Genomic DNA, 19,272 nt, shown 5'->3' with positions numbered 1-19,272 from the left:
CTTTTATGATGTCCAATAACCTTGCCCCAGCGCCCATTACACCGCAACTTACTTCACAACAAAAACCGCTTCTCATCTTTGATTTTGATGGTACGCTGATCGATAGCGTTCCTGATTTGGCGGATGCCACCAATCTAATGCTTGAGCAACTAGGTCGATCTCCTTTCGCTCTTGATACCATTAAAGGTTGGATTGGTAATGGCGCGCGTGTATTGGTTGAGCGAGCGCTATTAGGTCAGGTGATTGTTGATGACAGCTTAGACAACGATGCGGTAGAGGAAGCGCTTCGTATCTTTTTTGCCGCTTATGGCGCCCTTGATTGTCAAAAAACCACGGCTTATCCTGATGTGAGCGACGGCTTGCATCAGCTTAAAAACGCGGGCTATACCTTGGCACTGGTGACCAATAAGCCAATTCGCTTTGTTCCTAAAATACTAGATCATATGGGCTGGACGCCGCTATTTAGCGAAGTGATTGGCGGCGATAGCTTACCGACTAAAAAACCTGATCCCGCGCCGTTATTACACGTTTGTGAGGCGCTGGGGTTTGCGCCTATTGACGCTTTTATGATTGGTGATTCGATCAATGATATTTTAGCGGGGAAAAATGCGGGCGTGGATACCATTGGGCTCTCATATGGTTATAATTATGGTGTCGATATTCGTGATAGTAAGCCAAACTTTGCGTTTGATAATTTTGCTGAATTATTAAAACTATTGGGCCTATAAAGTTTTTGATAGGGATTCAATATCGTTCTAAAAGTGACGCTATAACCTAACCCGCACCATCGGCATTAATAAACAGACTAATATGATAATTAACGCTTTATCTAAGCGCCTACTTATCCTGCATTAACTGTCGTTGCCGTTTAACTTTTTTCTCTATTTTGTTGAGCCACATTAACCAGACAAACAATCCTATAAAAGCAAAGCTCCAACAGCAGGACGCTAAAAAAATACTTTGAGAATATCCTAACCAAGTGGGATTAAGCCTCAATAATGCCGCAGCGGTTATCAATAACACTAAGATAAAGACAAAAGGCTTGGCGTTCGTGTCACGCAATACTCGGTGTGATCGAGTTCGCGACATCACTGTGAAGGTGAGCGTTCCCAGTGCCCCTATAGTACTGGCGTGCAACGCTTTGGTAATCGGAAAATTGGCTGTTATTAAGCTCAAAGCGATACCTAACCAGCCCACGATAATCCAACTATATCCCAAAAGCATGGCCAATAAATCGGCACACCCATAGCTCCACCATGGTCGCCAGCGCAGTACTCGAATCATACAGAGCAGCGCACCGAACAGTAAAAGAGCTGCCATCACGGGCTTAATCCAAGTAAAGGTCAGTAGATTTAATACCAATACTGAAAACAGCAGAATTAAAATACTGCCTTCAAACCTGGGCTGCACACGATCTTTTAAGAAGCGGTTTTGACTCTGAAAATGCCCTGCCAACGCTGGCGCTATTATTCGCCCGCCCATATAAAACGTCAACACGCTTAACAACAACACCGCTTCTAATAAGAACCTCAGACGCCAATCATCGGGTTGATTGCTTTGCATAGCCAAGTGAAAACCAAGCGCTGCAATACCTAAGCCTACCAGCACAAAGCCCGCCGATTTGTTTCGCCATTTCTTAGCTGTTCGCAGAAAAATAGGCGCAAACCAAAAACTCAACCTGGCCACTAGCCATAACCCCATCACAGTAAAGATATAGGATTTTGGTTGCGGGCCAGCCAGATAACCTGCAATGACAATCAAAGCAAATCCAAAAATCATTTCATGACCGTGACCCCAAGCGTACTGCAAGCCTACAGGGACCGTAAACCAGCCGAGCTGACCACCCACTGATAAAGGTAGCGTTAAAGCGGAATACAACGTGGCAAGCGGAAACCAATAAGTATGAGCAAAAGGGGGTTTGGCTTTCATTAACAAAAGAATCCTTTTATAAAACGTCAATTTGTCTAAACGAGCATTAAAGGTATGTTTGGGGTTAAGTATAATAAAGTGTCGAGAGTTATGGGTGAATAATCCAGTGTAAGTCTTGGAGTACTAGGTTTTTATAACCGGTTTAGCGTATGATTAAATAGCGCTTTGGCTTAAATAAGCCAATAAACCGTATGCTATTGGAGACAAAGAATGACTAAAAAAGACAATACCAACAGAAAACACTCTTCTATTTTGGTCGATGGTATTCAAAAAGCCCCAGCACGCTCTATGCTGCGTGCTGTCGGTTTTACCGATGAAGATTTTAAGCGACCGCAAGTGGGCATTGCCTCGACTTGGAGCCAAGTGACGCCCTGTAATATTCATCTTAACGGCTTGGCTGATGAAGTGGCCAAAGGCGTTTATTTTGCCCATGGCAAACCCATTATTTTCAACACCATCACCATCTCTGACGGTATCGCGAATGGTTACCAAGGTATGAAATACTCACTGGTATCGCGTGAAGTGATTGCCGACTCTATTGAAACCGTATCGGGCTGCCAAGGTCACGATGCGATCATCGCTATTGGTGGCTGCGATAAAAACATGCCGGGTTGTCTGATGGCCATGGCGCGCTTAAACCGTCCTTCGCTATTTATTTATGGCGGAACCATTCGACCAGGAAAAAACCACACCGATATCGTCTCGGTATTTGAAGCGGTTGGCGCCAATGCTCGCGGCGATATGAGCAAAGAGGAAGTCTTAGAAGTTGAAAGAACGGCTATCCCTGGCCCTGGTTCTTGCGGCGGCATGTATACTGCCAATACCATGGCATCAGCCATTGAAGCGCTTGGTATGAGCCTACCGGGCAGCTCGGCTCAAGAAGCTGTCTCTCCTGAAAAACGAGAAGATTGCCGAAAAGCCGGTGAAGCAATTCAGTGGCTCCTTGATAATGACATTAAGCCTAGCGACATTATGACGCGCAAAGCCTTTGAAAACGCCATTACTATGGTGATTGTATTAGGCGGCTCAACCAACGCGGTTCTGCATCTGCTCGCTATGGCCGATGCCATCGGTGTAGAGCTAAATATTGATGACTTTACCGAAATAGGAAAGCGCGTTCCTGTGTTGGCCGATTTACGCCCGTCAGGCCGTTACCTCATGTCAGAGCTTATCGAGATTGGTGGCATCGCCCCATTAATGAAGCGTTTACTGGAAAAAGGGTTACTGCACGGTGATTGCTTAACCGTTAATGGTAATACCATCGCTCAAAATTTAGCTAACGTAAAAGATTACCCTGAGGACCAAGATATTATCCGTCCGTTCGACAATCCCATTAAAGCTGACAGCCACTTACGCATATTACGCGGCAACATTGCACCAACCGGTGCGGTGGCAAAAATCAGTGGTCAAGAAGGTACGCAGTTTACCGGCACAGCACGGGTGTTTAACTCCGAAGAAGATTCCATGAGCGCTATTTTAGATGGCACTGTGGTGGCGGGTGACGTGGTTGTTATTCGTTACGAAGGTCCTAAAGGCGGCCCTGGTATGCGTGAAATGCTGTCGCCGACTTCTGCCATTATGGGTCGCGGATTGGGCAATGATGTGGCGCTGATTACTGATGGCCGCTTCTCTGGCGGTAGCCATGGCTTTGTCGTCGGGCACATCACCCCTGAAGCCATGGTTGGCGGTCCGATTGCTATTATTGAAAACGGCGACACCATCACCATTGATGCCGATAATAATGAAATCAATTTAAACATCAGCGAAGCAGATATTCAAAAGCGTTTAAGTGTATGGAAAGCCCCAGAGCCAAATATAAAGCGCGGTGTACTGGCCAAATACGCTAAAACCGTTGGCAGTGCCTCAGAAGGTGCCATTACTGATAAATTTTAATTGCTAAATCACTTACTTCGGTAACTTAGCGCCTCAGAGACATGGGCGCTGGTGATGCCTTCGCTATCTGCCAAATCAGCAATGGTGCGCGCGACACGTAATACCCGATGATAACCGCGAGCAGATAGATTTAGACGCTGCTGAGCAAGCTGTAATAATTGCTGCTCGCCCGCGCCTAAATGAATATATTTATCAATCTCGCTGGGACTCAGCTCATTATTAACCTTTTTTTGCCGTTCTAATTGTTGCTGATGGGCGGCAGCGACTCGCGTTCGCACTTGCTCAGAGGTTTCGCCAGCCTGCGCATTTTGTAAATCAGCGATCGGTAGCGCTGGCACGGTAATATGCAAATCAATCCGATCAAGTAACGGCCCAGATAATTTATCTTGATAGCGCTTAATCTGCTCAGGTCGACAGCGACATCGGCCTGAGCCATCACCATCATAGCCGCACGGGCAAGGATTCATCGCTGCTACCAGTTGAAAGTTTGCGGGGAAAGTAAGCTGCGAGTTGGCACGACTAATGGTGATTTGCTTGGCCTCTAACGGCTGACGCAATACTTCTAAAACCGTACGGTCGAACTCTGGTAACTCGTCTAAAAATAAAATTCCCTTGTTAGCAAGGGTGATCTCGCCAGGTTTGGGACGAGAACCACTGTCAATTTACCTAATAAATGTCAAAATACTATGCCATAATATGACCTACAGAGTAGGTTTATACCCAATAGATGTCATATATTTACCCAATAAGTGTCAAAATAATCTTAACTACACCCAATAGGTGTCATAAATTATGCAACAAGTTAGAGTTATTAAGCCTACTCGAAGAAGTATGTCTGGGTATTATTGTCATGAAGGCAATTCAATACCTTACGAATCTTCCTTAGAAAGAGATTTTGTCGTCTTTCAAACCTTTCGAAGTAATGTACTAGATGTAGTGGCCCAGCCCATATCTATCCCTTTCAAGAAAAATGGAAGGACTTATAACTATACGCCTGATTATTTCGTTCAGTTAGATAATGATGGAGATCGTTTTAATCCCCATACCAAATCTCTAATTGTAGAAGTAAAGCCTAGAGATGAATGGACGAGGCATTGGCGTGATTGGTCTGACAAATGGAAGGCTGCAAAGGAATACTGTAAAGAGCACGACTATCGCTTCAAAATATATGATGAATCAAGGATTCGTCATCAAGGTCTAGCTAATGTAGAGCACATAATGCGTTATGAGAGACTGAATTGCTCAAACAAAGACATTAGAACCATTTTAGAACAGGTAGAAATGATGGGCACAACTACCATTGAATATCTGCTTGAGATGTTTTTTATGGGCGATATATACCGCCCCCAAGGAAGACGTATTATCTATCATCTTATGGCAACTAAGAGGCTAGGATTTCATCTTTGGGATGAGTTGAATGAAAAAACGGAGGTTTGGTATGTCTAATGATATAACTGATACAGATGAGGCTTTAGAGATATCAGGCATTAAACTAAAGAGAGGTGCCTTACACCTTGGTATTGGCAAGATATACAATCATAAGACGACAGGCATTCAGTATGAAATGCTTGAACTCCTTGATTTGAATCAAGCGCTGTTTAAGAATTTATCCACTCTAAAGAACGAATTGATAAGTATCCACGGCTTAGAGAATGCTACAAGCGCGGATGACAATGAACTTCTCAACGTAGATGCCGAATACATTAGTGATGCTGACTGGGAAAAAGCCCAAAGTAAATACCTTGCGATTAAGCCATTGTTATCATCGGATAGTGAAGGCTCTGACTCTAAAGCTCTCGAAGCGAGAGCGGAGGAATGCAATATTTCAAGTAGAACCTTAAGACGGTGGATAAACTCTTATAGAACGACTGGTTCTATCGCTGCTTTACTGGAAAAAAAGAGAGGCTGGCATAAAGATAAAATAAGATTAGATCATGCAACGGACACGCTTATTAAAGAAGTGATTAATGATTTCTTCTTAACGCAACAACGCCCCACTATAGAAGCAACCGTCAGACGGGTTCATAAGCTATGTCATCAAAAAGGGTGTGCCAAACCTAGCGGTAAAGCTATCAGATATCGTATCAATCAATTGCCTGAGTCAATGGTAATGAAAAGGCGCGGCCAAAGAGAAAGGGCAAAAAACAAATTCACGCCTAAAGTGGGGCGCTTTCCCGAAGTATTTAACCCTTTAGATGTTGTTCAAATTGACCACACCCCTGCTGATATTATTCTGGTTGATGATAAGCACAGAAAGCCTATTGGCAGACCGTGGGTGACTGTCGCTATTGATGTCTATAGCCGAATGATAACGGGCTACTATATTTCCTTAGACGCACCATCAGTAACCTCTGTTGGCATGTGCCTCTCACGCAGTATTTTACCAAAAGACGACTTACTCATTCAAAACGGTATTACAGACGTTGAATGGAAGGTATATGGCTATCCTCGAAAAATCCATGTGGATAATGGGTCGGATTTCCGTTCAGATGATTTGAGAAAATCCTGTGCGCTACATGGTATTAATATTGAGTTCAGACCTCTAGCCAGACCTGAATATGGCGGTCATGTAGAACGCATGATTGGCAACTTGATGAAAAAGGTTCATGAGTTACCTGGAACGACTTTTTCTAATATTAAAGAGAAAGATGATTACGATGCAGAGAAAAACGCAGCTCTCACGCTTGATGAATTTGAAAAATGGTTCCTAACTTATATCACTAAGGTCTACCATTTAAGCATTCATTCAGGCATAGAACGAACACCCACTAAGCAGTGGGAAATTGGCATATTTGGCGACTCATTTAGTGATGGCATAGGCATACCGTCATTGCCTGTAGATGAAACCACTCTTAAGCTTGATTTTATGCCGAGTTTTGAGCGCACCATACAAAGCTCAGGCGTTCGTATTGATGGCTTGCATTACTACGATGCTTGTTTAAACAACTATGTAAATACGTCTGATGACAATAAGGTGAAAAACAAGTTTATATTCAGGCGCGACCCTAGAGACATCAGTAAGATATGGTTTTTCGATCCTGAACTAAAACAGTATTTTGTAGTTCCCTTTGCCAATCAAACATTGCCGCCAATGAGCTTGTGGGAATACCAACAAGTCAGAAGGCAGGTCAAGCTACAAAACGGTACAAGCAATGAGCATCTGATTTATAAAGCATGGGATGAAATGCAAACACTGGCTGAAAACGCTGAATCAACAACGAAAACGCAGCGTAGAAGGGATCAAAGGCGCAAAAGTCATGAAAAATCTCAAAAACATTACGAGGCTATAGATACTCAGCAAGATAACGTTGAATCTACGGTAGTAGCGGCATCCAGAACTAATGAGAATAAGGACGTAGAGCCTCCAATCACTCCCGATGACGACTACGGGATATACTTTTTTGAGGATATAGAATAATGAGTAGTGAAAAGCCATACGTCCACGTCCTCGATAGCTTTCAACATATAGTGCCATTATCAAATGAAGACAGAATCCGCTTCATTGATGAACCTCGTTGGATCGGTTATGAAAAGGCGAATAAGTCTCTCAAAATTATGCAGAAATTGCTGTCAAAATCTAAGCAGCACAGAATGCCTAATCTTATGATTATTGGAGACTCCAATAACGGTAAAACAACGCTGATAAACAGGTTTTATGAAAAGTTTGGTGAGGAGGGAGTTAATGACTTTAAGGAATCTGTCGTTCCAATAGTGTTAATTCAGGCCCCGCCCGTACCGAGTGAAAAGGAGCTTTATATTAGTTTGCTTGAGAAGCTGGCATTACCTTATCGTCATACTGATTCAACAGCCAAGCTTCGCTATCAAGTTGTTCATGCTTTTAAATGCTGCAACGTACAAGTGTTAATCATAGATGAAATTCATTCTTTATTAACAGGTACCCCAAGGCAACAAAGACAGATAATGAATGTCATTAAATATCTTTGCAATGAGCTTAAATTACCTATTATCGTAGCAGGTACAAACGATGCGATAAGAATACTTCATACCGATCCACAGCATATCAGTCGTTTTGATGTCATCGAACTAGAGAACTGGAACAATAACGAGGAATTTAGAAGGCTTGTAGGAAGCTTTGAGCTACTTATGCCATTAAGAAAACCATCCAAGCTTTTTCATCCCGATAAGACCCGACTCATACATAGTATCAGTGAGGGGAAGATTGGCAATGTAAGAAGACTCGTTTCCGAATGCGCCATAGAAGCTATAGAAACAGGGGCCGAGGAAATTACCGAAGAAGCATTGAAGAAAAGAATATGCAAAAACAAGAAAGCTTACAGAGTAATAGGATAAAACCCTTAACCATCAAAACACCCTTGTATTACGATGAAAGTATTAGTTCTTGGCTAATTAGAGCAGCATTGAACCAAGGCTGTGACATCTTAACTTTCACTCAGTTTTACTGGCCTGATTACAGGCTTTGGACTTATGATGTGGACAAGGGTTTCAATCATATTGATGGGCAAGTCCATAAAGATATGGCTATTTTAGCGGATATGCATTACCGAGCTTTTAACTCTAAGACGTTAATGAGTTTTGCTGAAAGAATGGGGCTATCGGATAGTAGTAAACAGATAAACATACCGTGGACTCAACCGCTGACTAAGCGTAACCGTAGGGCGTTATTGGGATACCAGTATTGTCCTCTTTGCATGCACTCAGATAAAGAAGCAAGGCTGAAATTATCTTGGCGCTTCACATGGACTTTATATTGTGTTCAACATCAAATAAGGCTGCAAAGCACTTGTACTCAATGTGAGCAGCCTTACCAACCTCAATTACTTGAAGCCAATATGAGGTATATAAATCACTGTCATAGTTGTAAGAGCAAGTTAGCCCAGGCCACCGACAACCAATCTTCCTACTTATTAGATGATTACTCTTATAAATTTCAAAGAATGGCTAGTCAGGTATATGTAGATGAGTTTGGCTATGCACTTGGAAAGAAAATTCCAATGCAAGATTGGTTTGAGCTTATGTCATTCTACGTCAACATAGCGAGACGCGCCATAAGCAAGCCTGACTATATGTTTGGTAAGTTATTAAACAGTTTTGGTATCAATACAGCCACCACAACCCCACCTAAGACTGGACTGAGATTAGATCAACTTCCTATTGATGAGCGTATTGAGTTACTAGGTTTCGCTATTCGGTTAAATGACATTGATGTCAGTACATGGATCAGGAGATGTGAGGAGATGCACGTTACACAGAATAGCTTTAATTGGAGTAAAGGAATGCTTATTCCAGAAGCTTTCAAACCTATTTATGAGCAACTTCCCTTTACGAAAGTTCAGGAACGTAAAAGCAATAAAAACTTGAACACACCAAGAGCGCCTGAGTCAGTGATGAAGCTCTGGGAAAGACTCAAAAGAAAGACTGAAATGAGAGAGCTTTATGACCAAGACCGACTCAACTACAAAGAATAAGTGTGATTGGTGCGGTAATTATCCAGTCAATATCAAAAGACGATATAAGGGTGAGGGTTACTGTGCAAACTGCTATAAGACATGGTTCACCAAACAACCTTGCAGTCGATGCAATACACTTAGCAGATTGCATAAGAAGGAACATGATCCAATATGCCGTGAATGTATCAAAAACCAGCCATGCAAACGGTGTGGCAATGATGCATCTATCAATGGCGCTAACACAGAGTATGGACGAGTCTGCCAAATTTGTTGGCAAGGCTATTTTAAGAAAAAGAAAACATGCCAAGAGTGCGGTGAGGATAAAGCAGGAGTATCTCGCTATACTGAACTTCCTCACGACAATGAGATTTGCGTATCCTGCTATCAGAGAGAAACAAGAGCAACCTGTTCTGCCTGTAGGCGCTTTAGAAAAGTAATAGAGACACCCACGGGGGTGTTATGTGAAAAATGCCATGAATTTGGTGAAGTGGATTGCCCTTGCTGTGGTGGGCAAATGCCAGCAGGGTTTGGTCAGAGATGTTGGGACTGTTACTGGAGTGGCAGATTACAGCGCGAGGTAGAGGTAAATCTATACTTATTTAAGTCCGATAAAATAAAAGCAGCCTATAAAGATTTTATTAACTGGTTTATTGACCGCACTTGCAACCAAAAAGTTGCTATGGAGCACTTAAAGTTCACTACCTTCTTTAAAACTTGTGATGAAATATGGCATGAAATACCGAGCTATAACTCTCTTGTTCAAGAGTTCAAGCCAGAAGGTTTACGTCATCATTTGACCGTTTTGAGATGGCTCATAGATACAGAACAAGTAATCGTTAACTTAGACATAAAAAACGAGGTAGCCGAGAAGGAGCGGATTTTAAATTTGCTCAATAAGCTTGAAGTTTTGCCTGAGTCCATAGAGACCTACTATGAATTTCTTAACGAAAAACTGGCTCTTAAAAAAACCTCTCTAAAATCCATTAGATTGGCTTTACAACCCGCTATAGGTATTTATGTAGAACTCAGTATCAATAGACATCAGAAGCCCTCACAGGAGCAACTAGACGCCTATTTGAGGCTTAAACAAGGACAACTAAGTGCGATAACTGGCTTTGTATCTCATATTAATCGAAAGTACGGAACTAATATTCAATGCAATCCACCTGATCCAGAGATTCTTAGGAAGGATAGGCGTAAAATCTTGGAGAGAGACTTAATTGCTATCAACCATCTCCGTAATCCTACAAGAAAAGACTATGAAAGATGGGTTATTATTAGCTTAGAGTATTTTCATGAACTTAAAATTAGTAGGAAAACTTTAGCAACTCTAAATATCGAGCAAAACCAAGACAAAGCAATAGTTAAATATAATAAGCAAGAATATGTCATACCCTGTTTAGATGGATTAAATGAAGTTTAGCCTGATCTATTGAAGCCTTTTGAAGCCTTATGTTGGCGATCTACAACGACATCTTTGTGGGCTGAAACAAGATTGTCAGCATTGAAGCGATAAAAATACCATAGCTGGTTAAGATACTTTGCACCCAAAAGTAGTATATTGAAACGGATTAGCAAAACATTATGAATCTAAGTATTAACAATGAGTATAGAAGACACATGACACATTTAGAAGGCGCTGGTCTTTTTGGTCAAAGCCTCTACAGTCCTAAAGCTAAAGATATGTATCAAAACAAAGAATCTAAATTACAATTTAGTTCTGCTGACATCTCTGAAAATGATATTCGTGAACAGATGCCAGCCATACTTGATACATTGTTGATTGATCGCACTACGTCAACATCAAAAAGGACAAGGAATATCATCTGGGCAAACGAGAATTATATACAATATGGTAGATACTATGGGGTCTCGCATCAAATCAAACCTAAGTTGATAACAGGTCACATGGGGCATATCATCATACCTCGTGCCTTAAAATCCCAATATGTGCAAAAAGAGCGTACCAAATCCAAGGCCGAGGTATTTACCCCTACATGGATCGTCAAAAAACAAAATGATGTGATTGATGCTGCCTATCGTGAGGATGATCTGCAAACCTATATAAACCGCAAGTGGCTAGAGATTACCTGTGGTGAAGCACCATATATGGCAACACGTTATGATATGGAAACAGGCGATATAGTACCCCTGTCAGAGCGTGTAGGCTTTGTTGACCGTAAATTATCTCGTATTAATGCTGAGGTGGATGAAAAATCTGAATGGCAACAATTGGTCGAGAAAGCCTATAAAGCCAGTTATGGTTTTGAATGGAACGGTGATTCACTGCTATTAGCACGAGAAAACCTACTCTATACTTACTACGATTATCATGTAGCTAAGTGGCAAGACAAACCAACGCCTGAGCACTTTGCAACTATAGCCAATATTATTAGCTATAATCTGTTTCAGATGGATGGCTTAAAATATATCATTCCGTTATCTGATATACGAAAAAGACCTGTTAAAAACCAGTTGAAACTTTTCGATGACAACGTTTCTGGTGACGAAAGCCTTAGAAAAGCGGGCAAACGTGTCAGAATAATGAACTGGGACAAAAATAAGATGGAACTCTTTGACAAAGGATTAAGGTAATAATGAACAACTCACCAAAAATAAAAACCACGAAAACTATTTATCCGCAAATCTATGCTTACACCTTACCAGGCGTTCCGACAAAGAAGGGCTGGGTAAAAATAGGTTACACAGAGCGAAACAATGCTGACGAGCGCATTAAAGAACAAACCTACACGGCTCGACTTGACTATGAAAAGCTATGGTGTGAACCTGCTAAGTTCCCTGAATCAGACGATTGGTTCACCGATAAAAATTTTCATAATTATCTAGTAAAACATAAAAAGGTAAATCGTTTAGATAAATCTGAATGGTTTTTCTATGAGCATAACCTGAAACAAAGATCTTATGCTGACTATAAGAGCTTTTTAGAAAACCCTTATGATCAAACTAAAGAAAAGGCTCAGTATCAACTTAGAGACGAACAAGCTGCCGCTGTGGCACAAACCCTGAATTATATAAAATCTTATCCCAAAGGTGAGTTTCTATGGAATGCTAAGCCAAGATTTGGGAAGACGCTAACGACCTATGACTTAGCTCGTCAGCTCAATGCGACCAAAGTGCTTATTGTGACAAACAGACCAAGTATTGCTAACTCTTGGTTTGATGATTTCGAGAAGTTCATTGCGTGGCAAACTGACTTTGCATTTGTCTCTACCAGTGACTCGTTAAGTGAACGTCCTGTCATGACAAGAGAGGAGTTTTTATCGCAGACAGCTACGGGCAAAAAAAGTATGATCGCCTTTATATCTCTACAGGACTTGAAGGGCGCGATTAGTTTTGGTGGTAACTACGATAAGCTTAGCTGGGTCAAGGACATGACATGGGATATGTTAGTCATTGATGAGGCCCATGAAGGAGTAGATACCCTTAAGACTGATCTGGCCTTTGAAAATATTAAACGTGATTTCACCCTACATTTATCTGGCACACCTTTTAAGGCCGTTGCCGCTGGCACATTTAGTGAAGATGAGATTTATAATTGGAGTTATGCAGACGAACAGCAAGCTAAAGCCAATTGGGATAATCCAGATGAACACAATCCTTATGAAAAACTGCCTCGTTTAAATCTATTTTCTTACCAAATGAGTCAAGCTATTACCGATGAGGTAAATAAAGGAGCAAAAATAGAGGGTGAAAGCATTGATTATGCTTTCGATCTTAATGAGTTTTTTGAAACAAAAGACAATGGTAGGTTTGTTCACGAGGAAGATGTAAAAAAATGGTTAGATTCATTATCTCGTAATGAGAAATACCCGTTCTCAACCAAAGCATTGCAGGATGAGCTTAAACACACCTTTTGGCTATTAAACCGTGTTGCCAGTGCCAAAGCCTTGCAAAAGCTGCTAAAAGAACATCCTGTCTTTAAGAGCTACGAGATCATACTTGCCGCAGGTGATGGTCAAAGTCATGATAGCGATGTGATCAATAATGATAACTCACTTGTTCGAGTAAAAGAGGCCGTTAAAACACATGATAAGACCATCACGTTATCTGTGGGTCAGCTAACCACTGGTATCACTGTTCCTGAGTGGACAGCGGTATTAATGTTATCAAATGTCAAATCACCCAGTCTTTACATGCAAGCCGCCTTCCGAGCACAAAATCCTTGGGAATATCAGGTCGATGGTCAGGTATACCAAAAAGACAATGCCTATGTGTTTGATTTTGCTCCTGAACGTACATTAATCATCTATGAAGAATTTGCTAATGATTTGTCTCGAAGGACGGTAAACGGTGGCGGTACAGGCGATGATCGCAAAGAAAATATTAAGCACCTTCTAAACTTCTTCCCAGTTATCGCAGAAGATAACGATGGTAAAATGGTTGAGCTTGATGCTACTCAAGTGTTGACCATACCAAAAGCTATTAAAGCTCAAGAGGTAGTACGCCGTGGCTTTATGTCAAACCTACTGTTTAAGAATGTATCAGGTATTTTTGCGTCACAAGAAGTGCGAGAAATTCTCGAAAATCTTAATCCAGTAGAGGTTGGCAAAACAGTTCCGCAAAAAGCTCAAACCCCTATTGATACGCAAGATGTTAAGGTTGACAACAAAGGCGAGGCTCAAGTCGATGAAGATATTGTGATATCGGAAACCGAAGCGCGATTTGGCGAAAAGACGTATGCCAATATCCAAAAAACAGTAGAAACTTTTAGTGAGCTATCCCAAGATAAACATGCAAAGGCAATTGAAGAAAGTTTTATAAAAAATGTAGAACAGGGAGTTAAGAAGGCCGCCAAAGATTACGATGTCACTCAAAGTTTTGCTGAAAATATTGTGAAAAACGCTGCTAAAGCAGTAGCTCGTGAAGTTGAAATCTCACAAAGGCAGACTGATATCAAACAAAAAGAGGCAGAAGTTGAGTATAAGAAAGAGATGACACAAGCTCATCTCAATGAAGCCGAAATATCTAAAACCAAAGCTGCCTATGAAATCAAGCAAAAACAAATCCAAGAGAGTTATCAAAAAGAAGTAGAAGCTAAGATTGCAGCTAAGACACAAGAGCTAGTAAAAGCGTCTAATGAGGCTATTTTACAAAAAGCCGAGGATAAAAAGAAAAACGTTGTTGAGGATGATGTTCGCGCCCGTTTGCGTGGATTCGCCCGTACAATACCTTCATTTTTAATGGCGTATGGTGATACTGACACCTTACTTGAAAATTTCGATAAGCGTATCAGCGACAATGTTTTCAAAGAAGTAACTGGCATTACATTAGATCAATTTAGAATGCTGCGTGATACTCATGATTTCTTTGATGAAACTGTATTCAACGAATCGGTTTTCGAATTTCTTAAGAAGCGTAAAGAGCTTGCAAACTACTTCGATGAAAGTCAGGAAGAAGATATCTTTGACTACATTCCACCGCAGCAAACCAATCAGATCTTTACGCCGAAATGGGTAGTAAAAATGATGGTTGATAAGCTTGAGGAGGAAAACCCAGGTATTTTTACCAATCCTGATAAGACGTTTGCTGATTTATATATGAAGTCTGGCTTATATATTACTGAGATTGTAAAACGACTATATCTTGGGTTAGAGGGTGAAATACCCGATCCTAATAAAAGGCTAAAGCATATCCTAGAAAATCAAGTATATGGCTTTGCACCAACTGAGATAATTTATAACATCGCCCATAATTTTATCTTTGGGTTTGATGAAAGAGCTGAAACGATCAATAAATCACATATCGTTTACTTAGACACTACCCCTTATGCTAAAGGTGAGGCTGATTTTTTGGATAAGCTTAATGAACTGTTTGGAGGATGTAAATAATGAAATTTGACGTTGCTGTAGGAAATCCTCCGTACCAAGAGAATAGAGATGGCGGAAAAGATTTACCAATTTACCCATGCTTCTATGAATTAGCAGAAAAAATTGCAAACAAATATATTTTGATTTCACCAGCACGTTTCTTGTTTGGTGCAGGAGCAACTAATAACGATTGGAATAATAAGATGTTGAATGATGAGCACCTAAAGGTTGTTTATTTCAATCAAAAATCCAGTGAAGTCTTTCAGAATACTGATATTAAAGGTGGCGTTGCAGTTGTTTACCGTGACTCCAGTAAGACTTACGGAGCTATAGAAACCTTCACTATTTTTGATGAGTTAAACACTATTCTAAAAAAAGTAGAGAGCCTAAGCTCTGACAATATTGGCAAAATACTGTATGGTGTGACAAGCTATACTTTTTCACCAAAAACCTATGAAGAATATCCAGAAATTCCAAGTAGAGTTGGTAAAGGTTCAGGTAACCAGTTAACATCTAGGATTTTTGATGCAGCACCAGAAGTGTTCCTGGATGACAAACAAAACGATGATCAAATCCAAATCTATGGTCGCCAAGATAATAATCGAATCTACAAATGGATCTCCCCTGACTATTTACAATTGCCTGAAAACTTAAATAGTTATAAAGTCTTTATTCCTGCGGCTAATGGCTCTGGTGCCATCGGTGAGACTCTTTCGTCACCAACCATTGGACAGCCTCTTATTGGACATACAGCTACTTTTATCTCAATAGGTAATTTTCGAACTGAGTTTGAAGCAAATGCACTTTTAAAATATCTAAAATCTAAATTGGCTCGTACAATGCTCGGTATCAAAAAAAATACTCAGCACAATAAGACTAAAGATGTTTGGTCCAAAGTCCCTCTCCAGGACTTTACATCTGAATCTGATATTGACTGGACAAAATCCATAAGTGAGATTGACCAACAGCTATATGCAAAATACGGTTTAGATCAATCTGAAATCGATTTTATCGAGAGTAAGGTTAAGACGATGGATTAAATCCAACTAGATATACAAGAAAATTACCGTTATATGTTCATTAAGTTATCTGATAACATAAACCATAAAATGTCATCATCTAAATTAGTTTAGTGGTGACATTTTTTTACTCTCTATACATAAGAGTTTTTGTGGGCTTGTATCATCACATGATAATGTAATGTGTATATTTTTACCTTTATTGATAGTAAAGTCAGTTATAAATCGCCTTATTAATCTTATCTATTGCAACTGAAATCCAGTTGTTGTCATCTTTGTCAGCAGTTTTATGCATAAACGTGGCTAATCGTCCATTGAATGCCCTTATAAATCCTTTAGATAAAGATCCTGATGGGAAGCTACTTATAGAGATAATAATCGAAAGTAAGCCTTCGTTATTATCTGCTTCTAAGAAATTCTTTTCATCATCAACAATAATAACAACTCCGCTCATTCCAGTGTCAGTGCCAGTTTTTTCATCACTATCTAGTACATAATACAGCTTACCATCGACAACAAGTCTAATGACTATAAGCTCCTTGGGGTAAGATGCTGAACTCTTATTTATATACCTGAGTGACATGAGCTTGAAGTCATCAGAGCTGTTAAATCCAAGCCTATAAGTAAACCATTCTGCTTTTTCATTTTGTCGGTAACCACTTAAGGCTTTAGCATGCTCCCATAGTTTTTGAAGCCGTGAATCTCTTGAATTTTCAGCCTCAACATCTTCAAAACAGAAGCCAGCATAACCTACATCGCCTCTACTATTAGATACATGACCAGCTGCATAACTAGAGGGTTCAGAGCTGTAAAGAGCTTGCTTGCTACCAGCCTGTGCTCCTTCCATTATTTGCTGATGAACCTTTATAGCTATTTTTTGTCCTAATATTTTTAACGACTCTCTAATTGTTGCTGTTTCAATATTATTAGCAGGATGATCAGGGTTAAGCTCAATGTCTTCTGTTTTCTCTCTCTTTCTTACAGGGTGAAAGAACCCGTCTTTTTCTTTCTCTACACCCTCAACTGGGTTCTGAAAACTAGGATTAGCGACAACATTAATTTCGTCACCTTCTATAAAGTCAGGCTCCGATATACCTTTAATACGGGTGCATAATATTGTGTCGTCATCTAACCGAGCACCCTCAAATAAGACTTGCACATAGTCCTCATGCCAAGGTTTTACTTCTAAGTAAATTCTATAGGGGCTATTGCGAGTCTGAGTGCGAATAGATTTATTAAGAGTTCTTAAGTTATTTCTAGCATAATCACTAACTTTCAAAAAATGTAGCAGCACACTATCTCTTAGTACGAATCTCTTGGGTAGATATACTAGATTATCTATGTGCTGATGATCGTTATTACGATAGTTCAACAAGCATTTATTTATGAAATCATCGCCATGATCGTAATGTGTTTTGTTCTCCATACCCCAATCAAGAGTAAGAAGAACCCTTTTAATTTCCATTGAGTAGCCGAAATGAGCTATGAAGAATAATACTGGATGAATGAGTATGGTATCGTTGCTTTCACCTACATCGCTTACTTTGATAATAGAATGCTTATTCTCCATTATTCTATAGGCAGGATAGACGCTTCTAATTTGCTCGTTTAAATCGTCTGCTTCATCCTCGCTACGATCATACTCAGCACCATCCCCTAAAGTGAACTCAAACTCATCCATTGCAAACTTTGAATTGCAGACACCGTTTTTCCATATTGAACCTATTGGCATTTTTGATATAGCGCTAAAAGGCACATTTAATTCTGGCTGAAAATAAGCATTCGGAACATCCATGTTAAAAAACACAACTTTTATGAGTAATTGTGAATTGTCTTTAAAGTTCCTAGACATCTCAGAATACCAAACGACAGCATACCTATCAGTCTCCCTTAACCTCTCGTTTTTCTCAAAATACCTAGTTAAATTTACCGAAGCCTTATAAGGTTCAATTTTGTTGTGTATAAAAGGAGGAAACGCCATAATATCAAATGCCTTTTTTCAAACAAAAAATGCCACTAAATACCCTTAAATAGAATGACCAGATAACAAGCTCAGCTTATTAAATGACATCTATTGGGTAAAAGTGACATGAATTGGGTAAATTGACAACCACCACCAACCAACGCCACTGCAGATATGGTGTGATGGACTTGGCGAAATGGCCGCGTACCATAATCATAGTCGCTATCTGCCACTGAATAGGTGCTAGCAACCTCTAATGCATCTTCATCACTCAAGTCTGGCAAGATAGTTGGTAGCCGTGATGCCATCAACGTCTTGCCCGAACCCGGCGGTCCGGTAAACAGTATCGAATGACCACCAGCGGCGGCAATCTCTAACGCCCGCCTAGCATGATGCTGACCTTTGACATCTGCCAAATCTACTTTGTAAGCAACTTTACTCTGCACGGCGGTTGCTTGCACAACTTCTAAGCGCTCATCTATCAAGCTAGAATCTGCGAGCGACTGCAAATGATTGCAAACGGCTTTTAAGTTTTGCGCAGCTAATATCGTCACCCCATCAACGCGGCTTGCCTCTGCTCCATTGTCACAAGGTACGATTAACTGACGTAGCGGCGAATCTTGTTCAGTATTTTTACATGCTGCTAGCATTTCTGCTTTTATCGCTCGTGCTACTGCCAAACTACCGCTCACCTGCCGAAGCTCACCATTAAGCGCCAGCTCGCCGATAAACTCAAACCTTGATAGCGCTTCTGGCTCAAGCTGCCCACTGGCAGCTAAAATCCCGATCGCAATTGGCAAATCCAATCTTGCACCATCTTTTGGCAAGTCTGCCGGTGCTAGATTAATCGTCAAACGCCGATTGGGGAACTGAAACCCCGAATTAATGATGGCGGAGCGCACCCTATCTTTACTTTCACGTACCGCAGCGGCAGGCAGGCCGACAATGGTTAGCGCTGGCAAGCCTTGTGATAAATGCACCTCAATAATGACTTGCGGGGCGTGCAGTCCGACGACTGAACGCGTATAAACTTGGGCGAACGACATCAGCGTTTCCTACTATAGAGATTTATCGATAATAGAGCATTATCAATCAGCGCGCAAATGTCGTGTTCTATTTTTATCAACCTGTTTAAACCTTATTATTTCTAGCCTATTTTTCAATAAAGAAAGCTAGTTTTTGACTAAATCTAACCCCAGTTCGGGATAAGC

General features: G+C 40.7%; 13 protein-coding genes and 2 pseudogenes. 11 read left to right on the top strand and 4 right to left on the bottom strand.

All coding sequences use genetic code 11. The features are described 5' to 3' along the window. Nucleotides 1-8: 8 nt before the first annotated feature. Complete coding sequence (locus B3R91_RS08830) at nt 9-728, top strand: phosphoglycolate phosphatase (RefSeq protein ID WP_286797292.1); 720 nt, start codon at nt 9-11, stop codon at nt 726-728. Nucleotides 729-837: 109 nt separating this feature from the next. Here B3R91_RS08830 and B3R91_RS08825 read toward each other — a convergent pair whose 3' ends face one another. Then, nucleotides 838-1,929, bottom strand: coding sequence for an NnrS family protein (locus B3R91_RS08825; RefSeq protein ID WP_286797290.1), 1,092 nt, complete (start codon nt 1,927-1,929; stop codon nt 838-840). 210 nt (nt 1,930-2,139) lie between these two features. Between B3R91_RS08825 and ilvD the strand changes: the two genes are divergently transcribed. Beyond that, a complete protein-coding gene (gene ilvD, locus B3R91_RS08820; protein ID WP_286797265.1) occupies nt 2,140-3,822 on the top strand; it encodes a dihydroxy-acid dehydratase in 1,683 nt (560 codons plus the stop codon). 8 nt (nt 3,823-3,830) lie between these two features. Here ilvD and B3R91_RS08815 read toward each other — a convergent pair. Then, nucleotides 3,831-4,484, bottom strand: a pseudogene (locus tag B3R91_RS08815) (ATP-binding protein); the annotation flags it as partial. Between the two features lie 130 nt (nt 4,485-4,614). Here B3R91_RS08815 and B3R91_RS08810 point away from each other — a divergent pair. The 9 genes from B3R91_RS08810 to B3R91_RS08770 all read left to right on the top strand — a co-directional run bounded on the left by B3R91_RS08810 (nt 4,615) and on the right by B3R91_RS08770 (nt 16,119). After that, nucleotides 4,615-5,268 (top strand): Tn7 transposase TnsA N-terminal domain-containing protein, encoded by a 654-nt coding sequence (locus tag B3R91_RS08810; protein WP_286797264.1) that lies wholly within the window; start codon nt 4,615-4,617, stop codon nt 5,266-5,268. Further along, entirely contained in the window at nt 5,261-7,240 is a 1,980-nt protein-coding gene (locus tag B3R91_RS08805; protein ID WP_286797263.1) for a Mu transposase C-terminal domain-containing protein, read from the top strand. The genes B3R91_RS08810 and B3R91_RS08805 overlap by 8 nt, the downstream gene beginning before the upstream one ends. Continuing rightward, nucleotides 7,240-8,133, top strand: coding sequence for a TniB family NTP-binding protein (locus tag B3R91_RS08800; RefSeq protein ID WP_286797262.1), 894 nt, complete (start codon nt 7,240-7,242; stop codon nt 8,131-8,133). The genes B3R91_RS08805 and B3R91_RS08800 overlap by 1 nt, the downstream gene beginning before the upstream one ends. Continuing rightward, complete coding sequence (locus tag B3R91_RS08795; RefSeq protein WP_286797261.1) at nt 8,097-9,269, top strand: TniQ family protein; 1,173 nt, start codon at nt 8,097-8,099, stop codon at nt 9,267-9,269. The genes B3R91_RS08800 and B3R91_RS08795 overlap by 37 nt, the downstream gene beginning before the upstream one ends. Nucleotides 9,270-9,271: 2 nt before the next feature. Further along, on the top strand, nt 9,272-9,688 hold the full coding sequence (locus tag B3R91_RS08790; RefSeq protein ID WP_286797260.1) for a hypothetical protein: 417 nt from the start codon (nt 9,272-9,274) through the stop codon (nt 9,686-9,688). 77 nt (nt 9,689-9,765) lie between these two features. Then, on the top strand, nt 9,766-10,674 hold the full coding sequence (locus tag B3R91_RS08785) for a hypothetical protein (protein ID WP_286797259.1): 909 nt from the start codon (nt 9,766-9,768) through the stop codon (nt 10,672-10,674). Between the two features lie 197 nt (nt 10,675-10,871). Beyond that, nucleotides 10,872-11,846: a restriction endonuclease gene (locus tag B3R91_RS08780; RefSeq protein ID WP_286797258.1), complete on the top strand. Its 975-nt coding sequence runs from the start codon at nt 10,872-10,874 to the stop codon at nt 11,844-11,846. Nucleotides 11,847-11,848: 2 nt separating this feature from the next. Continuing rightward, nucleotides 11,849-15,100: a DEAD/DEAH box helicase family protein gene (locus B3R91_RS08775; RefSeq protein ID WP_286797257.1), complete on the top strand. Its 3,252-nt coding sequence runs from the start codon at nt 11,849-11,851 to the stop codon at nt 15,098-15,100. Then, nucleotides 15,100-16,119, top strand: a complete 1,020-nt coding sequence (locus B3R91_RS08770; RefSeq protein WP_286797256.1) for an Eco57I restriction-modification methylase domain-containing protein — start codon at nt 15,100-15,102, stop codon at nt 16,117-16,119. Before B3R91_RS08775 ends, B3R91_RS08770 begins: the two co-directional genes overlap by 1 nt. 193 nt (nt 16,120-16,312) lie before the next feature. On the opposite strand, the gene B3R91_RS08765 is transcribed toward B3R91_RS08770, so the two are convergent. Further along, complete coding sequence (locus tag B3R91_RS08765) at nt 16,313-18,079, bottom strand: hypothetical protein (RefSeq protein WP_286797255.1); 1,767 nt, start codon at nt 18,077-18,079, stop codon at nt 16,313-16,315. A 128-nt stretch (nt 18,080-18,207) separates the two neighbouring features. Then, nucleotides 18,208-19,107: pseudogene (locus tag B3R91_RS08760) on the bottom strand (YifB family Mg chelatase-like AAA ATPase); the annotation flags it as partial. Nucleotides 19,108-19,272 lie beyond the last annotated feature (165 nt).

Source organism: Psychrobacter sp. UBA6291 (assembly GCF_002439405.1).
GTDB lineage: Bacteria > Pseudomonadota > Gammaproteobacteria > Pseudomonadales > Moraxellaceae > Psychrobacter > Psychrobacter faecalis.
This window is presented reverse-complemented; position numbering and strand designations above follow the sequence as displayed.